13 protein-coding genes are annotated in these 19,330 nt (G+C 57.1%); 10 read left to right on the forward strand and 3 right to left on the reverse strand.

Annotated features, from left to right (window positions below; genetic code table 11):
• The first annotated feature begins 1 nt into the window (after window position 1).
• From sdhA to gltA, 4 genes are read left to right on the forward strand one after another with little or no spacing between them, the layout of a single operon-like run.
• The gene (gene sdhA / locus FE795_RS04870) at window positions 2-1,780 is read left to right on the forward strand and encodes a succinate dehydrogenase flavoprotein subunit (protein WP_003802531.1); all 1,779 of its coding nucleotides are present in this window, start codon (window positions 2-4) and stop codon (window positions 1,778-1,780) included.
• 13 nt (window positions 1,781-1,793) lie between these two features.
• On the forward strand, window positions 1,794-2,510 hold the full coding sequence (locus tag FE795_RS04875) for a succinate dehydrogenase iron-sulfur subunit (RefSeq protein ID WP_003802530.1): 717 nt from the start codon (window positions 1,794-1,796) through the stop codon (window positions 2,508-2,510).
• A gap of 18 nt (window positions 2,511-2,528) precedes the next feature.
• The gene (locus tag FE795_RS04880; RefSeq protein WP_003802528.1) at window positions 2,529-2,789 is read left to right on the forward strand and encodes an FAD assembly factor SdhE; all 261 of its coding nucleotides are present in this window, start codon (window positions 2,529-2,531) and stop codon (window positions 2,787-2,789) included.
• An 18-nt stretch (window positions 2,790-2,807) separates the two neighbouring features.
• Window positions 2,808-4,112, forward strand: coding sequence for a citrate synthase (gene gltA / locus FE795_RS04885; protein WP_039943520.1), 1,305 nt, complete (start codon window positions 2,808-2,810; stop codon window positions 4,110-4,112).
• Window positions 4,113-4,297: 185 nt separating this feature from the next.
• Here the strand turns inward: gltA and lldR are convergent, their stop codons facing one another.
• Window positions 4,298-5,077 (reverse strand): transcriptional regulator LldR, encoded by a 780-nt coding sequence (lldR, locus tag FE795_RS04890; RefSeq protein ID WP_003802524.1) that lies wholly within the window; start codon window positions 5,075-5,077, stop codon window positions 4,298-4,300.
• Between the two features lie 243 nt (window positions 5,078-5,320).
• On the opposite strand from lldR, the gene FE795_RS04895 reads away from it, so the two are divergent.
• Entirely contained in the window at window positions 5,321-7,084 is a 1,764-nt protein-coding gene (locus tag FE795_RS04895; RefSeq protein WP_219235768.1) for an L-lactate permease, read from the forward strand.
• 259 nt (window positions 7,085-7,343) lie between these two features.
• Here the strand turns inward: FE795_RS04895 and FE795_RS04900 are convergent, their stop codons facing one another.
• Window positions 7,344-9,638 carry an NADP-dependent malic enzyme gene (locus FE795_RS04900; protein WP_131071396.1) on the reverse strand — a complete coding sequence of 765 codons (2,295 nt, stop codon included), beginning with the start codon at window positions 9,636-9,638 and terminating at the stop codon, window positions 7,344-7,346.
• Between the two features lie 520 nt (window positions 9,639-10,158).
• Here FE795_RS04900 and FE795_RS04905 point away from each other — a divergent pair.
• From FE795_RS04905 to FE795_RS04925, 5 genes are all read left to right on the forward strand, one after another.
• The gene (locus FE795_RS04905) at window positions 10,159-13,026 is read left to right on the forward strand and encodes a 2-oxoglutarate dehydrogenase E1 component (protein WP_131071397.1); all 2,868 of its coding nucleotides are present in this window, start codon (window positions 10,159-10,161) and stop codon (window positions 13,024-13,026) included.
• A 34-nt stretch (window positions 13,027-13,060) separates the two neighbouring features.
• The gene (gene odhB / locus FE795_RS04910; RefSeq protein ID WP_003802515.1) at window positions 13,061-14,275 is read left to right on the forward strand and encodes a 2-oxoglutarate dehydrogenase complex dihydrolipoyllysine-residue succinyltransferase; all 1,215 of its coding nucleotides are present in this window, start codon (window positions 13,061-13,063) and stop codon (window positions 14,273-14,275) included.
• Between the two features lie 163 nt (window positions 14,276-14,438).
• Window positions 14,439-15,866, forward strand: a complete 1,428-nt coding sequence (gene lpdA / locus FE795_RS04915; RefSeq protein ID WP_003802513.1) for a dihydrolipoyl dehydrogenase — start codon at window positions 14,439-14,441, stop codon at window positions 15,864-15,866.
• Window positions 15,867-16,083: 217 nt separating this feature from the next.
• Window positions 16,084-17,175 carry a cell division protein ZapE gene (gene zapE, locus FE795_RS04920; RefSeq protein ID WP_003802510.1) on the forward strand — a complete coding sequence of 364 codons (1,092 nt, stop codon included), beginning with the start codon at window positions 16,084-16,086 and terminating at the stop codon, window positions 17,173-17,175.
• A gap of 74 nt (window positions 17,176-17,249) precedes the next feature.
• Window positions 17,250-18,572, forward strand: coding sequence for a tryptophan--tRNA ligase (locus FE795_RS04925; protein WP_003802508.1), 1,323 nt, complete (start codon window positions 17,250-17,252; stop codon window positions 18,570-18,572).
• 243 nt (window positions 18,573-18,815) lie between these two features.
• Here the strand turns inward: FE795_RS04925 and FE795_RS04930 are convergent, their stop codons facing one another.
• The gene (locus tag FE795_RS04930) at window positions 18,816-19,328 is read right to left on the reverse strand and encodes a hypothetical protein (protein ID WP_131071398.1); all 513 of its coding nucleotides are present in this window, start codon (window positions 19,326-19,328) and stop codon (window positions 18,816-18,818) included.
• Window positions 19,329-19,330: the final 2 nt, after the last annotated feature.

The raw sequence follows: 19,330 nt of genomic DNA on the forward strand, positions 1-19,330 counted from the left end.
CGTGGCTTCCATCACAAAATCTTTGCCCCGCCGTCAGTTTGACGTAGTGGTGGTCGGTGCCGGTGGCGCCGGTATGCGTTGTTCCCTGCAATTGGCTCAGGCCGGCTTGTCCGTGGCTGTGCTCAGCAAGGTGTTCCCAACCCGCTCCCACACGGTGGCCGCCCAAGGTGGCGTCAGTGCCTCCCTGGGTAACATGAGCGAGGACCATTGGTACTGGCACATGTACGACACCGTCAAGGGTTCGGACTGGCTGGGTGACCAGGACGCCATCGAATTCATGTGCCGTGAAGCGCCGCACGCAGTGTACGAGCTCGAGCACTTTGGCATGCCTTTTGACCGCAACCAGGACGGTACGATTTACCAGCGTCCATTTGGTGGTCACACCGCCAACTTTGGTGAAAAACCTGTCCAGCGCGCCTGTGCGGCAGCTGACCGTACCGGTCACGCCATGTTGCACACGCTGTACCAGCGTAACGTTGCTGCCCGCACCCAGTTCTTCGTGGAGTGGATGGCACTGGATCTGCTGCGTAACGAAGCGGGCGACGTCCTGGGCGTGACTGCCCTGGAAATGGAAACCGGCGAAATCTACGTTCTGGAAGGCAAGCGCGTGGTGCTGGCTACCGGCGGTGCTGGCCGTATCTGGGCTGCGTCCACCAACGCCTTCATCAACACGGGCGACGGTCTGGGTATGGCCGCTCGTGCAGGTCTGCCTTTGCAGGACATGGAGTTCTGGCAATTCCACCCCACTGGCGTGGCCGGTGCCGGCGTGCTGATTACCGAGGGCGTGCGCGGTGAAGGCGGTATCCTGTTGAACAAGGACGGCGAGCGCTTCATGGAGCGTTACGCTCCTACCCTGAAAGATCTGGCCCCTCGTGACTTCGTGTCCCGTTCCATGGACCAGGAAATCAAGGAAGGTCGCGGTTGTGGCGACGGCAGCTACGTGGTGCTGAAGCTGGATCACCTGGGTGCCGACGTCATCAAGAAACGTCTGCCCTCGATTCGCGAGATCGCCATCAAGTTCGGTAACGTCGACCCGATCAAGGACCCGATCCCCGTGGTTCCCACCATCCACTACCAGATGGGCGGTATCCCCACGAACTACTACGGTCAGGTGGTGACGCAAACCCCGACCGGCGAGAGCAAGATCGTCAACGGTCTGTACGCGATCGGTGAGTGTGCGGCCACGTCCGTACACGGTGCCAACCGTCTGGGTACAAACTCGCTGCTGGACCTGATCGTGTTCGGTCGCGCTGCCGGCAACCACATTGTGGACTCGCACCCCGAGAAAGATCACGCTCACCAGGAAATCAACGAGTCCTCCATCGAGTTCTCGCTGGACCGCGTCAATCGTCTGGAGTCCCGTACCTCGGGCGAAAAGGCTCAGGATGTGGGCAACAAGATTCGCGTGGCCATGCAGGCTCACTGTGGCGTGTTCCGTACCCTGGATCTGCTGCACAAGGGCGTCGACCAGATCGAATCCCTGGTTCCCGAAGTCAAGGATATTTACTTCAAAGACAAGTCCAAAGTCTTCAATACCGCCCGTATTGAGGCGCTGGAAGTGGCCAACATGATCGAAGTGGCTCGTGCCACGACCAAGTCGGCCGCCAATCGTACGGAAAGTCGCGGCGCTCATGCCCTGAACGACCACCCGGAGCGTGACGACGAGAACTGGCTGCGTCACACCCTGTGGTTCTCGGAAGGCAGCCGTCTGGAGTACAAGCCTGTCCAGATGAAACCGCTGACAGCCGAAACGATTCCGCCCAAGGCCCGGACTTTCTAAGCAGGATACTGACATGAGCCAAAAACGTAAGGTCAAATTTGAAATCTACCGCTACGATCCTGACAAGGACGAGCGTCCCTACATGCAAAAGATCGAAGTCGAGTTGGAACCTACCGACAAGATGCTGCTCGATGCGATCTTGCGCATTAAGAACGATATGGACGACAGCCTGGCGTTGCGTCGTTCCTGCCGCGAAGGTGTGTGCGGTTCCGATGCCATGAACATCAATGGCAAGAACGGTCTGGCCTGCACGACCAATATGCGCGACCTGAAAGAACCTGTGGTCCTGCGCCCATTGCCAGGTCTGCCGGTTATCCGTGACCTGATCGTGGACATGACCCACTTCTTCGATCAGTACCATTCGGTCAAGCCCTTCCTGATCAACGATGCGCCTCCTCCTGAGAAAGAGCGTCTGCAAACGCCTGAAGCTCGTGAGGAACTCGATGGTCTGTACGAGTGCATTCTGTGTGCCTGCTGCTCGACCTCTTGCCCCTCGTTCTGGTGGAACCCCGACAAGTTCGTCGGTCCTGCCGGTTTGTTGCAAGCCTATCGTTTCATTGCCGACTCGCGTGACGAGGCTACTGGCGAGCGTCTGGATAATCTGGAAGATCCTTACCGCTTGTTCCGTTGCCACACGATCATGAACTGTACGGATGTCTGTCCAAAAGGACTGAATCCCTCGCATGCCATCGGCAAGATCAAAGAAATGCTGGTGCGTCGCAGTATCTAAAAAGGTGGGTATGTACCGATGAGAACATTGACGGAATTGGAGCGTGCGCGTCTGCGTTGGCGTGCGCGCCGGGGCTTGCTTGAAAACGACTTGATGATCACCCGTTTTCTGGATCAATACGAAAACGAGCTGACTGATCAGGACGTCTCGGCCCTGACCCGTTTGTTCGAAATGGACGATACAGTTTTGCTGGATGTCCTTCTGGCTCGCTCCGAGCCGGAAGGGCAATACGCCACCCCGGACATCCAGCGACTAGTAGACATTATGCGAAAGCTATAACCATTGAGGAAAAAAGTGATGGAATTGTCAGAAAAAAAAGCCACGCTATCCTTCTCCGACGGTAGCCCTTCGGTTGAGTTCCCTGTACACAAGGGCACCGTAGGTCCGGACGTGATCGATATCCGTAAGCTCTACGGTCAGACAGGTATGTTTACCTATGACCCCGGCTTTATGGCGACGGCGGCGTGCGAATCGGGCATCACCTACATCGACGGCGACAAGGGCCAGTTGATGTACCGTGGTTACCCTATCGACCAGTTGGCACAAAAGTGCGATTTCATGGATGTGTGCTACCTGATCCTGAACGGCGAGCTGCCTAACGCCGAGCAGAAACAGGAGTTCGACTCCCTGGTGACGAACCACACCATGGTTCAGGAACAGATGCAGCACTTCCTGCGCGGCTTCCGTCCGGACGCTCACCCCATGGCAATACTGACTGGCCTGGTCGGTGCCTTGTCGGCGTTCTACCATGATTCCACGGACATCACGAATCCTCATCACCGCCATGTGTCGGCTATTCGCTTGATCGCCAAGCTGCCAACGCTGGTTGCGATGGCGTACAAGTATTCTTTGGGACAGCCATTCATCTATCCCAAGAATGATTTGTCCTACACCGGCAACTTCTTGCGCATGATGTTCGCCACCCCTTGCGAAGACTACAAGGTCAACGAAGTGGTTGAGCGCGCTTTGGATCGTATCTTCATCCTGCATGCAGATCACGAGCAGAACGCCTCGACTTCCACCGTTCGTCTGTGCGGCTCGTCGGGTACCAATCCTTTCGCTGCGATCGCTGCGGGCGTTGCCTGCTTGTGGGGTCCTGCTCACGGTGGTGCAAACGAAGCGTGCCTGAACATGCTGGAAGAGTTGCAAGCCAACGGCGGCATCGACAAGGTTGGCGAGTTCATGGAGAAGGTCAAGGACAAGAACTCGGGCGTGCGCCTGATGGGTTTTGGTCACCGTGTCTACAAGAACTACGATCCACGCGCCAAGCTGATGCAGGAAACCTGCAAGGAAGTTCTGGAAGCCCTGGGCCTGGAGAACGATCCTCTGTTCAAACTGGCCATGGAACTGGAGCGCATCGCTCTGGAAGATCCTTACTTTGTCGAGCGCAAACTGTACCCCAACGTGGACTTCTACTCGGGTATCGTTCAGCGTGCTATTGGCATTCCAACCTCCCTGTTTACCGCTATCTTCGCCCTGGCTCGTACCGTAGGCTGGATTGCGCAGTGGAACGAAATGCTGTCCGATCCTGATTACAAGATCGGCCGTCCACGTCAGTTGTATGTGGGCCCAACCCAGCGCGATGTACCTGCTCAGCGTTAATTCTTGCGGGACCGGGTACCTGGGGCTTGCCCCGGGTGTAGATCTGGCCCGCAGCGCTATTGGGCAGTGACCATAGCGAGAACGCTAAGTGCACCACATGGTGCACTTTTTTTTTTGCTTTTTTCCTTTGTAAACAGTCCGATTTCAGACGCGCGAGTGGATACGGGTGCGTGAGTCAGCTGCACTCACGGTGGAGAGAGAGGGTTACTAAAGCGAAAGATGCGTTGCTCACGTGCTTTGTTTTCTTCTGACAGCCGGACTTTTGCCTGGACGTGATCAAGGTGATGGCCAATCAGCTCGCGTGCCCGGTCTGCGTCCCCGTTCAGAATCGCCTTCATCACTCCCTCATGCTGTTCAGTCAGAATCTCGACTTCACGGGCATTGTCGAACTCGAACATGGCCCGTCGGTTCTCTTTCACTGTCGAGAACACCAGCTGGAATAAACCGTTCATCAGTTGCAGCAGTACGACATTATGCGAGGCCATGGCAATGGCCAGATGAAATTGCGCGTCGGCGCGCGCCGAGAGATCTGCATCCTGATTCTGCTGGTGACGGACCATGACCTGAAAACAGTGCTCAATGCGCTTTTTGTCCGTCTCTGTCGCCCGGTGCGCTGCATGCCAGGCCGTGCTGGCCTCCAGGGCGCGGCGCGCCTCCAGGACATCGTAGCGGTACAGCGGGTCTTCATGGATCAACTCTTCCAGGGGCGCAATGCTTTGGGCCGGCCAGTTCATCAGATCGCTATCCTGAACGTAGGTACCGCCGCCGCGGCGGGTCACCAGCAGGCCTTCAGAGCACAGGGAGCGCAAGGCTTCCCGTATGGGCACGCGCGAGACCTCCAGTTGCTCGGCCAATTGACGCTCTGAGGGGATGCGGTCCCCCGGCTGCAAATGTTTCTCCTGAATCAGCTGACGAATTTTCTCTGCAACCTGGTCTGACAGGCGCGAGCGGGATTGCTTGGTCATGGGAGAGGCTTTCTCGGATATTGGTATTACCACTTTATTTAATTTCACAGGATTTTGGTGAGGGTAGGGGCCAAACTAGTCAGGGTTTGTGCTGGTAATACAAAGGTGGTAATACCGCTATGATGCTCAAAAATACAAAACGGGAAGCGGCCTTTCTGCCCGAAGATCTGTTTCATGCTGGTCTTTTGTCCTTTAACAGAAGTGCTTCCTGCGTACATGTAGTCACACAAAGGAGAATCCGGGATGAGTCTTTTATACACCTTGTTGGCCCTGACGCCATTGCTGGTCGTCTTTCTATTGATGGTGGTGATGGGACGATCAGCCAAGTTGTCGATGGGGGCCGCTTATCTGGTGACGGTTCTACTTGCCTTGTTTGTCTGGGGTAGCCAGACCGCGGTGATTGCAGCCGCTACCGTCAACGGGATTGTGACCGCCTTGACCTTGCTGTTCATTGTATTTGGAGCTGTTCTGCTTTTGAATACGCTCAAGGTGGGCGGTGCCTTGAAAGCGATTCGGCAGGGCTTTATGGATGTGTCGCCCGACCGTCGCATTCAGGTCATTATTGTGGCCTGGCTGTTTGGCTCCCTGATCGAAGGCTCCTCTGGGTTTGGCACGCCATCCGCGGTAGGGGCGCCCTTACTGCTGGCGCTGGGCTTTCCGGCCATGGCTGCCGTCATGTCCGTACTCATCATTCAGTCCACGCCGGTGTCCTTTGGCGCAGTCGGCACGCCTATGCTGGTCGGTGTGCGTTCGGGCATTGATAACAAAGCTGACGTGGCCGCTGCTATTGTGCCCATGCAGCCGATGGAGTATTTGCAGCAGATTGTCGAGAATGTGGCTCTGATCCATGCTCTGACCGGTTTTGTGATTCCCTTGTTGCTCTGCGGTCTGCTGACCCGTTTCTTTGGTGAGCGCCGCTCCTTTGCCGAAGGGCTGGGTGCATGGAAGTTTGCTCTGTTTGCGGGTCTGGCCTTCACGGTTCCTTATTATTTGATTGCCGTCATTCTGGGGCCCGAGTTTCCGTCGATGTTGGGCGCGATGGTGGGGCTGGTGCTGAGCGTGACAGCAGCGCGGAAAGGATGGTTTGCGCCACGTAAGACATTTGATTTTCCCGATCGCAGTCAATGGCCTTCTCATTGGCTGGGCACGGTTGCCATGGACAATACGGAGGCGCCGCAACGATTTTCCGTTTTGCGGGCGTTCTCGCCCTATGTGCTGGTGGTCTTGCTGCTGATCGTTACCCGCACTTTTCCTGCCGTTAAGGCCTGGCTTACCGGTCCGTCCGCGACCATCAGAATTGAAGGCATTTTCGGCACGGGTATTTCCACATCGGCGCAATTGTTGTTCTCACCGGGGGCAATCCTGATTGTGGTGTCCTTGGCATGTATCGCCATCTTCCGCATGAGTGGCCAGCAGTACGTGGTGGGGGTCAAAGACTCGCTGCGCACCATGGGTAGTGCAGCGCCTGCCTTGTTGCTGGCCGTGCCTATGGTTCAGGTGTTCATCAACTCGGCTGCGGCAGATGGTTCTATCGCCAGCATGCCTCTGGTGCTGGCGCAAGGAGCGGCCACCGCGGTAGGGCATGCATGGCCCAGTGTTTCGCCCTGGGTGGGCAGCTTGGGCGCATTTATTGCAGGCTCCAATACCGTGAGCAACATGATGTTCTCCTACTTCCAGTTCTCTACGGCACAGCAGATTGGTTTGAATATCGACCAGTCCGCTGTTGTGGTTGCATTGCAGGCAGTCGGTGGGGCCGCCGGGAACATGATTTGTGTTCATAACGTGGTCGCCGCCGGGGCGGTAGTCGGCATGCTGGGCCGTGAGGGGGAAATTGTCCGCAAGACCCTGATCCCCATGGTGTATTACGTCATTCAGGCAGGGCTGATTGGCCAGGCCTTGATTACCGGGGCGATGGGTTGGTGGATTGCCGCTGCCATTTTCCTGGCACTGACCATTGGTGGCTTGAGTTTGTCTCGTGGACGGCAGATGACTCCTGCTATGGCTTGAGAGCTCTGTCCTCCCCCCCCCCCTCTGGGGGGGGCAGCGCGGCAGCACGGTAAGTCCCTTTGAGTGGGGAGCAGCATTTTCTGTTGCGTGCCGTGTCTTTTGAAGCAGTGGATGAATTGCCTGCAGACACGGGTTTCTGGCCCAGCCTGTAGGCCTTGTTGAGGACAACGTCTGTTTTGATCGTTTTCAGTCCAGCAACACTCCAAAAAAACCGGATGCGGCTTAAAGCGGCATCCGGTTTTCAGTTAGCTAAACAGGTTTAGCTGTTTTGCTGAGCTTCTTGCTGAGCATCTACAACAGCCAGAGCGGTCATGTTGATGATGCGACGCACCGTGGCGCTGGTGGTCAGGATGTGGATGGGGCGAGCCGCACCCAGCAGGATGGGGCCCATGGCCACACCGTTGCTGCCTGTCATCTTCAGCATGTTGTACGTGATGTTGCCGGCGTCCAGGTTAGGAGTGATCAGCAAGTTGGCCGAACCGCGCAGCGTGCTGTCGGGGAAGGCTTTCAGGCGGATCTTCTCGGACAGGGCGGAGTCAGCGTGCATTTCGCCGTCCACTTCCAGGTCAGGAGCGCGTTCAGCCAGGATCTGACGAGCCTTGGCCATCTTGCGCGAGGACTCGGTCTGGCGGCTGCCAAAGTTCGAGTGCGACAAGAGGGCAACGCGAGGCACTACGCCAAAACGACGAACTTCCTCGGCGGCCTGGATCGTCATGTCGGCGACCTGTTCGGCGGTGGGGTTCTCGTTGACGTGGGTGTCGCACACAAACAGAGTCTGTGTCGGCAGCATCAGCACATTCATGGCGGCAAAAGTCTGGGCTTCTTTCTTCAGGCCAATGACTTGTTCGACATAATTGAGCTGACTGTCGTAGTTGCTTGCTACACCGCAGATCATGCCGTCCGCGTCGCCCCGTTGCAGCAGCATCACGCCGATCAGCGAGTTGTGCTTGCGGATCATGGCTTTGGCGATGTCCGGCGTGACGCCTTCACGTGCCTTGAGCTTGTAGTAGGCGGTCCAGGTTTCGGTGAAGCGATCGTCGTCTTCAGGATCAACGATTTGCACGTTCTTGCCGGCTTCCAGACGCAGACCCGCTTTCTTGACGCGCATTTCGATGACGCTGGGGCGGCCAACCAGAATAGGCTGAGCCAGCTTTTCGTCCACCACGGTTTGGACAGCACGCAGGACGCGCTCGTCTTCACCGTCAGCGTAAATGATGCGCTTGGGCGCAGCCTTGGCCTGCATGTACAACGGACGCATCAGCGGGCCGGTGTGGTAGGTCATGGCGATCAGCTTCTGACGGTAGGCGTCCATGTCTTCGATGGGGCGGGCGGCAACGCCAGAATCCATCGCAGCCTGGGCCACAGCCGGAGCGATCTGAACAATCAGACGGGAATCAAACGGCTTGGGAATGATGTACTCAGGCCCGAAGCGCAGATCTTCGCCGCCATACGCGGTGGCCATGTCGTCGCTTTGCTCGACCTGGGCCAGTTCGGCAATTGCTTTCACGCAAGCCAGCTTCATCTCTTCGTTGATCACGCTGGCACCAACGTCCAGGGCGCCACGGAAGATGAAGGGGAAGCACAATACGTTGTTGACCTGGTTCGGGTAGTCCGAGCGGCCGGTGGCGATGATGCAGTCAGGGCGGGCAGCCTTGGCCACTTCAGGGCGGATCTCGGGCTCGGGGTTGGCCAGCGCCAGAATCAGGGGCTTGTCGGCCATGGTCTTGACCATGTCGGCAGACAGCACGCCAGGGGCCGAGCAACCCAGGAACACGTCAGCGCCCACCATGGCGTCAGCCAGTGTGCGGGCGTCGGTTTCCTGAGCGTAGCGAGCCTTGTTGGGCTCCATGTTCTCGTCACGACCTTTCCAGATGATGCCGCGCGAGTCAGCTACGAAGATGTTGCTCAGCTTCACGCCCAGGGCAACCAGCAAGTCCAGGCAGGCAATGGCGGCAGCGCCCGCGCCCGAACAAACCAGCTTGATGTCGGCGATGTTCTTGTTGACGACTTTCAGGCCGTTCAGAACAGCGGAGGACGAAATGATGGCAGTGCCGTGCTGGTCATCATGGAACACGGGTATGCTCATGCGCTCGCGCAGCTTCTTTTCAATATAGAAGCACTCGGGGGCCTTGATGTCTTCCAGGTTCACCCCACCCAAAGTGGGTTCCAGCGCAGCAATGATGTCGACCAGCTTGTCGGGATCAGTTTCGTTCAATTCGATATCGAATACATCGATGCCAGCGAATTTCTTGAACAGGCAGCCTTTGCCTTCCATGACGGGCTTGGCGGCCAGAGGGCCGATATTGCCCAGGCCCAGTACCGCTGTCCCATTGGTGACCACGGCGACCAGGTTGGCGCGCGAGGTGTACTTGGCGGCGGCTTCTTCGCCTTCGGCGTGGATGGCCATGCAAGCAGATGCGACGCCGGGGGAGTAGGCTAGCGAGAGGTCATCTTGATTGGCTAGGGTCTTGGTAGGGACCACCGAGATTTTCCCGGGAGTGGGATACGCGTGATAGTCCAGCGCAAGTTTGGCCAGATCGGCGTTGGCATCCATTTTGGTAAAGCTCCTGATAGGATTTTCTAGTGTAAAAGTGAATCTAATTTATAAGAAATACAGACACCAGGTAGGTGCTGATTTGTTATAGGCAGCATATGTCATGGCAACGCTTGTTGCCTGCCTCAAGGTGACCAAGGGCAGGCTGGGCTCGGTTTGGTGGAAAAGAGGCCGGCGACGCGCGTACTTGCTGCACCCGTTTAGCATATCGGAATTTTTCCATCATGTGGGGCAGGCAAGGGGCGTCAATCATGATTTGGCGCGCTTCTTTTGTAAGAATCCGTCCGCGTGATAGATCGATGTGTTTGTTAATGCCAACGGTCTGGTGCAGTCCCCAAGCATTTTAGATGTCATTAATTGCGCCTTTTGTGTGCGGCGTTATACTAGATCAATACGGCTTGTATAAGGCGTCCCACGTTGCCTTCTGCTCCTGCTATCCGCTAACCGGCGAGGTCCGTGTCGCGGAAGGTTTTCCTGCATCTCAACACGAGTGAAACACTCGGATAGGTGAAGCGTAATAATGTCATCGCAAAAAGAACTGCTCAGTAACTCTTATCTGTTCGGGAGCAATGCTCCTTACGTCGAAGAACTCTACGAGTCCTACCTCGACAATCCGGGCTCCGTCGCCGACCAATGGCGCGAGTACTTCGATCAACTGCAGCATCAGCCAGCTACTGACGGCCGCGACAGCACCCGCGATCAAGCGCACGCGCCTATCGTCGAGTCCTTCGCGCAACGTGCCAAAGCCAATGCCTTCCTGACCAGCGCGCAGGCACCGGATCTGACCGTTGCCATGAAGCAAGTGTCCATCCAGTCCATGATCGCGGCTTATCGCTCCCTGGGCGCACGCATTGCTGATCTGGACCCCCTGAAGCGTTCGGAACGTCCCAACATTCCCGAGCTGGACCCCGCTTTTTACGGCTTGACCGAAGCGGATCTGGATCAGGTCTACTCCGCCACCAACACCTACTTCACCAAAGCCGACACCATGACGCTGCGCGACATGCTCAAGGCCTTGCGTGATACGTATTCCCGTTCGGTGGGCGCAGAATTCATGTATATCTCCGACCCGGTCGTCAAGCGCTGGATTCAGCAGCGTCTGGAGTCGGTGCACGGCACAGGTTCTTTCAGCGTTGAGCAAAAACGCAACATCTTGCAGCAGTTGACCGAAGCCGAAGGCCTGGAGCGCTTCCTGCACACCAAATACGTCGGCCAGAAACGCTTCTCCCTGGAAGGTGGCGAGAGCTTCATCGCATGTATGGATGAAGTCATCAATCACGCAGGCGAGAACGGCGTTCAGGAAATCATCGTGGGCATGGCCCACCGTGGTCGTCTGAACATGCTGGTCAACATCATGGGCAAGATGCCCGGCGACCTGTTTGCCGAATTTGAAGGTCGTCACGCTGAAGGTCTGACCGACGGCGACGTGAAATACCACAATGGTTTCTCCAGCGACCTGTCCACCCGCGGCGGTCCAGTACACCTGTCTCTGGCTTTTAACCCCTCTCACCTGGAAATTGTTAATCCCGTGGTCGAGGGCTCGGTGCGCGCACGTCAGGATCGTCGCAGCGACGAGGACGGCAGTCAGGTTCTGCCCGTACTGGTTCACGGTGATGCGGCGTTTGCCGGTCAGGGCGTTGTCATGGAAACACTGAACCTGGCCCAGACCCGTGGTTACGGTACCGGTGGCACCCTGCACATCGTTATTAACAACCAGATTGGTTTCACGACGTCTGACCCACGCGATACACGCTCCACACTGTATTGCACCGACGTGGTCAAGATGATTGAGGCCCCTGTTTTCCACGTTAACGGTGATGACCCCGAAGCCGTGGTGTTCGTCACTCAGCTGGCACTGGATTTCCGTCGCGAGTTCAAGCACGACGTGGTGATTGACATCGTTTGCTTCCGCAAACTGGGCCACAACGAGCAAGATACGCCCTCGATGACCCAGCCGCTGATGTACAAGAAAATTGGTCAGCACAATGGCACGCGCAAGCTGTACGCCGACAAGCTGGTTGCGCAGGGTGTGTTGTCCGAGAACGAGCCCGAAGATCTGGTTAAAGCCTACCGTCAATTGATGGAAGACGGCAAACGGACGGTGGAACCGGTTCTGACCGATTACAAGAACAAGTACGCTACGGACTGGTCTGCATTCTTGGGCGCAAAATGGACAGACCATGCGGATACCGCACTGCCCATGTCCGAGCTGACCCGCATCGGCGAAAAACTGACCACCGTGCCCGAGGGCTTTACCGTTCACCCGCTGGTCAACCGCATGCTTAACGACCGTCGTGCCATGGCACGGGGCGAGGCACAGGTTGACTGGGGCATGGGCGAACACTTGGCCTTTGCCACCCTGGTCAACAATGGCTATGCCATCCGTATCACCGGTCAGGACTCGGGTCGTGGCACGTTCACGCACCGTCACGCCGTGCTGCACGATCAAAAACGTGAGCGCTGGAACGACGGCACCTATATTCCTTTGCAGAATGTCTCCGAGGGCCAGGCGTCCTTTACGGTGATCGACTCGGTTCTGTCCGAAGAAGCCGTGTTGGCGTTTGAGTATGGCTATGCTTCGGCAGAACCCAATATCCTGACCATCTGGGAAGCCCAGTTCGGTGACTTCGCCAACGGCGCTCAGGTAGTGATCGACCAGTTCATTACCTCGGGTGAAGCCAAGTGGGGCCGTCATTGCGGTCTGACCTTGATGTTGCCACACGGTTATGAAGGTCAGGGTCCGGAGCACTCTTCGGCTCGTATCGAGCGCTTCCTGCAACTGTGTGCAGACAACAATATTCAGGTTGTCCAGCCTACCAATGGCGCCCAGATCTTCCACGTTCTGCGTCGTCAGATGATTCGTCCTTTCCGCAAGCCCTTGGTCATCATGACGCCCAAGTCCTTGCTGCGTAACAAAGACGCCACGTCGCCACTGAGTGATCTGGCTGAAGGCCACTTCATGCCTGTGATCGGTGAAACGGATCAGGCCATTGATGCAGCCGCTGTCAAGCGCGTTCTGGTGTGTTCGGGCAAGATCTACTATGACCTGGTCAACACCCGTAAGGAACAAGAGCGCAGCGACATTGCCATTATCCGTGTGGAGCAGTTGTACCCCTTTGCTCACAAGTCCTTCCAGGCAGAGCTGTCCAAGTACAGCAACGCCAAGGAAGTGATCTGGGTTCAGGACGAGCCACAAAACCAGGGTGCCTGGTTCTACGTTCAGCATCACATCTACGAGAACATGAGCGAAGGTCAGAAATTGGGTTACGCCGGCCGCGCCGCGTCCGCTTCGCCCGCCGTAGGCTACCTGGCCAAGCACCAGGAACAGCACAAGGCGCTGCTGGAGCAGGCTTTCGGCGCTCGCAAAGGCTTCATGCTGACCAAATAACGCACCCAAAATTTTAAATACGGAAAATATAATCATGGCACTTACCGACGTTCTGGTTCCCCAACTCTCTGAATCCATCTCCGAAGCCACTTTGCTGGAGTGGAAAAAACAACCTGGTGAAATGGTCCAGGCTGACGAAATCCTGATCGAAGTCGAAACCGACAAAGTCGTGCTGGAAGTTCCCGCCCCTGCCTCGGGCGTGCTGAGCGAGATCGTCAAAGCCAATGGCAGCACCGTGACCTCCGGTGATGTATTGGCTCGTATCGACACCGAAGGCAAGGCCAGCGCTGCCGCTCCAGCCGCTGCCGCTGAAGCCGCTCCTGCGGCTGCACCTGCAGCCGCTCCCGCCGCTCCTGCTGCATCGGTATCGTCCGTAGCATCGCCTGCGGCCGCCAAGATCCTGGCTGAAAAAGGCGTGGAAGCCAGCTCCGTGGAAGGCTCCGGCCGTGGCGGTCGCATCACCAAGGGTGACGCACTGCAAGCCAACACCGCGTCCGCCAGCAAGCCTGCCGCCGCTCCCGTGGCTCCTCCTACCCTGTCCCTGGATGGTCGTCCAGAACAGCGCGTACCGATGAGCCGCCTGCGTGCCCGTATCGCCGAGCGTCTGTTGCAGTCGCAGTCCGAAAACGCCATGTTGACTACGTTTAACGAAGTCAACATGCAGGCGGTGATGGATCTGCGTAAAAAGTACAAAGACCAGTTCGAGAAAGAGCACGGCGTCAAGCTGGGTTTCATGTCCTTCTTCGTGAAAGCCGCAGTGGCTGCTTTGAAGAAGTACCCCGTGTTGAACGCCTCGGTAGATGGCAAAGACATCATCTATCACGGCTACTTTGACATTGGTGTAGCGGTTGGTAGCCCACGCGGTCTGGTGGTGCCTATCCTGCGCAACGCTGACCAGTTGAGCATTGCTGAAATCGAACAGCAGATTGCTGATTTCGGCGCCCGTGCTCGTGACGGCAAGCTGACTCTGGAAGAGATGACAGGCGGCACTTTCTCGATCTCCAACGGTGGCGTGTTCGGCTCCATGCTGTCCACTCCCATCATCAACCCACCACAGTCCGCCATTCTGGGCATTCACGCCACCAAGGATCGCGCCGTTGTGGAAAATGGTCAGATCGTGGTTCGCCCCATGAACTACCTGGCCATGTCCTACGACCACCGCATCATCGACGGCCGCGAAGCCGTTCTGGGTCTGGTGGCCATGAAGGAAGCCCTGGAAGATCCACAGCGTTTGCTGTTGAACGTCTAAGCACGTGGTAGTTCCGGTCTAGTATGTTTACGGCCAAGTGCTTGCTTCTAAGCCTTGGCCGGCTTTGTTTAAGGCCCTGGGGGCTGGTTTTTCCGGCCTGACTGCTTCCCGTCTGACTCGCAGACGGTCCAGTGTGCCTTTTCACATTTATGGGATTTTTTTTATGGCTAAGCAATTTGATGTTGTCGTGATTGGTGCGGGCCCTGGTGGCTACATCGCCGCCATCCGTGCGGCTCAACTGGGTATGAGCGTTGCTTGTGTGGACGCCTGGTCGACCGCTGAAGGCAAGCCCGCTCCTGGCGGCACCTGCACGAACGTGGGTTGCATTCCTTCCAAGGCCTTGCTGCAATCGTCTGAGCATTTCGAGCACGCCAATCTGCACCTGGCCGAGCACGGTGTGGACGTCAAGGGCGTATCGTTGAACCTGGACAAGCTGATCGGTCGCAAAGATGTGGTCGTCAAGCAAAACAACGATGGCATTTTGTACCTGTTCAAAAAGAACAAGGTGACTTTTTTTCACGGCACCGCCTCCTTTGGCGCCAAAGTGGATGGCGGCTGGTCCGTGAACGTAGCCGGTGCCAATGCTGAAGAGCTGGTTGCCAAAAACGTCATCATTGCGACCGGTAGCTCGGCCCGTGCCTTGCCCGGTGCCGAGTTCGACGAAGAACAAATTCTGTCCAACGATGGCGCATTGCGTCTGCCCAAGGTACCCAAGAAGCTGGCCGTGATTGGCGCCGGCGTGATTGGTCTGGAGCTGGGCAGCGTGTGGCGTCGTCTGGGTGCTGAAGTGACCATTCTGGAAGGGGCTCCCGAGTTCTTGTCCGCTGTGGATCGCGACGTTGCCAAGGAAGCATTGAAGGCTTTCACCAAACAAGGTCTGAAGATCAACGTGGGCGTGAAAGTGGGCGAAATCAAAAAGTCCGCCAAACAGGTCACCATCAACTACGTGGATGCAGCTGGCGCCGAGCAAAAACTGGAAGCCGACAAGCTGATCGTCTCCATTGGCCGTGTTCCTAACACCGCCGGCCTGGGCGCGGAAACCATCGGTCTGAAGCTGGACGAGCGTGGCTTTGTGATTGTGGACGAGGATTGCGCGACCAGCCTGCCCGGTATCTGGGCAGTGGGTGACGTGGTTCGTGGTCCTATGCTGGCGCACAAGGCGGAAGAAGAAGGGGTGGCCGTGGCCGAGCGTCTGGCTGGTCAGCAGCCGCATGTCAACTTCGACACCGTGCCTTGGGTTATCTACACCTCGCCCGAGATCGCCTGGGTTGGCAAGACCGAACAGCAACTGAAGACGGACGGCCGTGCTTACCGCGCTGGCAGCTTCCCCTTCCTGGCTAACGGCCGTGCCCGCGCACTGGGTGATACAACCGGCTTTGTGAAGGTTCTGGCGGATGCCAAGACCGATGAGGTCTTGGGTGTCCACTTTGTGGGTCCTGTGGCTTCCGAACTGGTGGCTGAAGCGGTTGCCATCATGGAATTCCGTGGCGCATCCGAAGATATCGCCCGTATTTGCCATGCACACCCAACCCTGTCCGAAGCCCTGAAAGAAGCGGCTCTCGCAGTGGATAAGCGCGCTCTGAACTTCTGATAGACTTTCAGGGTGTTGTGGGAAAAGGGCGGGCACAGTCTCGCCCTTTTTTTCGCCACCAAAGGCTGTTCACGTCAGTCTGGCAGGGCTGGCATGTGTGTGATAGTGACCGCGCTGCAAGGCTCAGGGCCTGCCTTAATAGCCGTGCTGCGGCGGGCCGCAGCGCAGGCTGGCAGATCACTACCTGTCCTGGACAGGTTCTTTTATTTTCAGTGCTATGAATGTTCGCGAGTATTACCATCAGGCCCTAGCAGAAAAAGGCTACCGTGCCGACCAGGCGCAAGAGCAGGCTATTGAGCGGCTGCAACGCTATTACGACGAGTGGGTGGCCTATCGCAAGATGCGATCCAGCGCCTTGCGCCGTATGTTCTCCCGCCCGGAGGTGCCGCGTGGGGTGTACTTATGGGGAGGCGTAGGACGTGGCAAGAGCTTCCTGATGGACGCTTTCTACCTGACAGTGCCGCTCAAGCGTAAAACCCGGATTCACTTTCATGAATTCATGCGCGGCGTGCACAAAGAGCTCAATCAGGTCAAGGGCATGAGCGACCCGCTGGACGAGGTCGCCAAACGTATCGCCAAGCGTTATCGCCTGATCTGTTTTGACGAGTTCCATGTTTCGGACGTGGCTGACGCCATGATTCTGTACAAGCTGCTGCTGGGCTTGTTCGAGCGCGGCACATCCTTTGTGATGACGTCCAACTACGAGCCCTCCACGCTGTATCCGGAAGGTCTGCACCGCGACCGCATTCTGCCCGCCATTGCGCTGATCCAGAAGAACATGGATATCATGAACGTGGATACCGGCGTGGATTACCGTCGTCGTGCGCTGGAACAGGTGAAAACCTATCTGACGCCCTTGGGGCCGGAGACCACCGCAGAGCTGCAATCCATGTTCACCGCCCTGTCTGACACGGCTCCTCAAGAGCCTGTGCTCAGTATCGAAAATCGGGATGTGAAAGCGGTGGCCTTGTCCGGCTCGGCCGTGTGGTTCGATTTCGAAACCCTGTGCGTGAGCCCACGCTCACAGAACGACTATCTGGAACTGGCCAATCGTTTCCAGACTGTGATCCTGTCCGATGTTCCCCGTATGACGGCCCGTGATGCTTCTGCCGCACGGCGTTTCACCTGGCTGGTCGATGTTTTTTACGACCACAAGGTCAAGTTTATTATGTCCGCGGCGGTGCCCGAGGAACAGTTGTATGTGGATGGCCCCATGGCTAATGAATTTCACCGTACTGTCTCGCGGTTGATGGAAATGCAATCGCGCGAGTACCTGGAGTCAGAACGGCGCCAGGCAGTTATTTTGTAGGAATGGGGTGCGGCCCTGGCCCGGGCACCTGATTCCTGACCCTGACACGTAGTTTTATAAGCGTATTTTTTATCATGACGACACGAGTACTGACCGGTGTTACCACAACCGGTATTCCACATCTGGGTAATTATGCTGGCGCGATTCGTCCCGCCATCCGTGCTAGCCAACAAGCCGATGTCGACGCCTTTTTCTTCATGGCCGATTACCATGCCCTGATCAAATGCGACGATCCAGAGCGCGTGGCCATCTCGCGCCGTGCGATTGCCGCGACGTGGCTGGCCTGCGGCCTGGATGTGGAAAAAGTAACGTTCTACCGTCAATCTGATATTCCGGAGATTCCAGAGCTGGCCTGGATGCTGGGGTGTGTGACCGGCAAAGGCCTGATGAACCGTGCCCATGCCTATAAAGCCGCCGTGGACAAGAATGAGCTGGCGGGGGCCGAGCCTGATGATGGCGTGACCATGGGGTTGTTCAGCTACCCCGTGCTGATGGCGGCCGATATTTTGATGTTCAATGCACACAAAGTGCCAGTGGGCCGCGATCAGGTCCAGCATTTGGAAATGGCCCGTGATATCGCTAAGAGCTTCAACCATCTGTATGGTCGTGGCCAAGAGCTGTTTGTGTTGCCCGAAGTGCAGGTCGAAGAAGACGTGGCACTCTTGCCCGGTCTGGACGGGCGCAAGATGTCCAAGAGCTACGACAACACGATCCCGTTGTTCGAAGGTGGCGCCAAGGCATTGAAGGCAGCCATTGCCCGCATTGTGACGGACTCCAAAGGCCCGGGCGAGCCTAAAGATCCGGATGATTCGCACCTGACAGCCTTGTACAAGGCATTTGCGACACCCGAGCAGACTCAAGCCTTCCGGCAGCAGTTGATCGAGGGCATGGCCTGGGGCGAGGCCAAGGATGCCTTGCACCAGTTGCTGGAAGCCATGATTGCTCCCATGAGGGATCGTTACGAAGCCCTGATGGCTCGTCCTCAAGACATTGAAGACCTGTTGCAAGTTGGCGCCCGTAAGGCCCGTGCCTATGCAACGCCTTTTATCCATGAGTTGAAAGCCGCGGTTGGCTTGCGTGACCCATTGAGCGTGACGGCCGTCAAAACGGAATCCAAGGCTCGCAAAGCTCGCTTCGTGAACTTCCGCGATGAGGATGGTACTTTCCGTTTCCGCCTGCAAGACGCTGCGGGTCAAGCCTTGTTTCTGTCCCGCTCCTATGCGGACCCCAAGCAGGCCGGTGTAGCGATCAAGGCCTTGCAGACGGCGGCATTTGATGAGGTGGTCAGGCAAGAGGGCTCGGAACTGCAGATTCATTGCGCAGGGGAAGAAGTCGCGCGGGTATCGGTCGATCAGCGTGACGCCGTCCACGCCGCTTTGGACTCGATGCGGGACTAGCAGGGATGATGCGCTGCAGGGTTGATCCCTCCTTGGGATGGAGTCTGCAGCTGCCCTGATGGTGGGTTTTATGTCCCGTCCTGACGAGCCAACGCCTCAAGCCACTGGTGCATGGTAAAAGCGCTTGACGAGGGTGAGGTTCAGCCAGGGCTGGGAGTGATGTGCGCCTGGCGCAAAACATCGAGCCCTGCATGAATGCTCACGCAGGGCTCGCTACTTTTGTTCAGATTGTGCAGCTAGTCTTTATTCTGCCGCCTGGGCTGGTATGTCCAGCTGCTCGCAGAGCGTCAGAATTTCGTCCAGGTGCTCACGTTTGACGACGATCAGTTGGAACTCCTCGTCATAGCTCTGGGCAAACTCCAGCAGACAGTAGGAGGGGTGAAACTCCTGCAACTGTTCATTCGCCCACTGAAAAAAGCCGTCCACATCCTGGAAAGGCATGTCGTCGTAAGGAAAAGCGGGCAGGTCCCGGCTTTCAAAAGCGGCCAGAATCTCTTCCCACAGCTCATCGACGGTATCGGCTAGTGCCAGATAGTCATCCAGCTCGTAGCTGATGGCCAGGACCAGAGCGCCATCCGGATCATGTTCCATCAGGTTCTGGGCATGCTTGCCATAGGCCTCACCCATCGCCGCTGTACTGGCGCTGGCAGCCAGAATGGTCTGGCTGATGGCTGCAATCTCCTGCTCCTCCTGATCAAATCCGGTCAGCAGATTGAGCAGACGCGTCAGTTGGGAAAGGCGCTCGGTCTCAGTCATGG

Source organism: Alcaligenes ammonioxydans (assembly GCF_019343455.1).
Taxonomy (GTDB): Bacteria; Pseudomonadota; Gammaproteobacteria; order Burkholderiales; family Burkholderiaceae_B; genus Alcaligenes; species Alcaligenes ammonioxydans.

Excerpts from the sequence above, each read along its gene's own strand:
- FE795_RS04930 (WP_131071398.1), bottom strand. The coding sequence starts at position 19,328 with ATGACTGAGACCGAGCGCCTTTCCCAACTGACGCGTCTGCTCAATCTG.
- odhB (WP_003802515.1), top strand. The coding sequence starts at position 13,061 with ATGGCACTTACCGACGTTCTGGTTCCCCAACTCTCTGAATCCATCTCC.
- gltA (WP_039943520.1), top strand. The coding sequence starts at position 2,808 with ATGGAATTGTCAGAAAAAAAAGCCACGCTATCCTTCTCCGACGGTAGC.
- lpdA (WP_003802513.1), top strand. The coding sequence starts at position 14,439 with ATGGCTAAGCAATTTGATGTTGTCGTGATTGGTGCGGGCCCTGGTGGC.
- FE795_RS04895 (WP_219235768.1), top strand. The coding sequence starts at position 5,321 with ATGAGTCTTTTATACACCTTGTTGGCCCTGACGCCATTGCTGGTCGTC.
- FE795_RS04905 (WP_131071397.1), top strand. The coding sequence starts at position 10,159 with ATGTCATCGCAAAAAGAACTGCTCAGTAACTCTTATCTGTTCGGGAGC.
- FE795_RS04900 (WP_131071396.1), bottom strand. The coding sequence starts at position 9,638 with ATGGATGCCAACGCCGATCTGGCCAAACTTGCGCTGGACTATCACGCG.
- FE795_RS04875 (WP_003802530.1), top strand. The coding sequence starts at position 1,794 with ATGAGCCAAAAACGTAAGGTCAAATTTGAAATCTACCGCTACGATCCT.
- lldR (WP_003802524.1), bottom strand. The coding sequence starts at position 5,077 with ATGACCAAGCAATCCCGCTCGCGCCTGTCAGACCAGGTTGCAGAGAAA.
- zapE (WP_003802510.1), top strand. The coding sequence starts at position 16,084 with ATGAATGTTCGCGAGTATTACCATCAGGCCCTAGCAGAAAAAGGCTAC.
- FE795_RS04925 (WP_003802508.1), top strand. The coding sequence starts at position 17,250 with ATGACGACACGAGTACTGACCGGTGTTACCACAACCGGTATTCCACAT.
- FE795_RS04880 (WP_003802528.1), top strand. The coding sequence starts at position 2,529 with ATGAGAACATTGACGGAATTGGAGCGTGCGCGTCTGCGTTGGCGTGCG.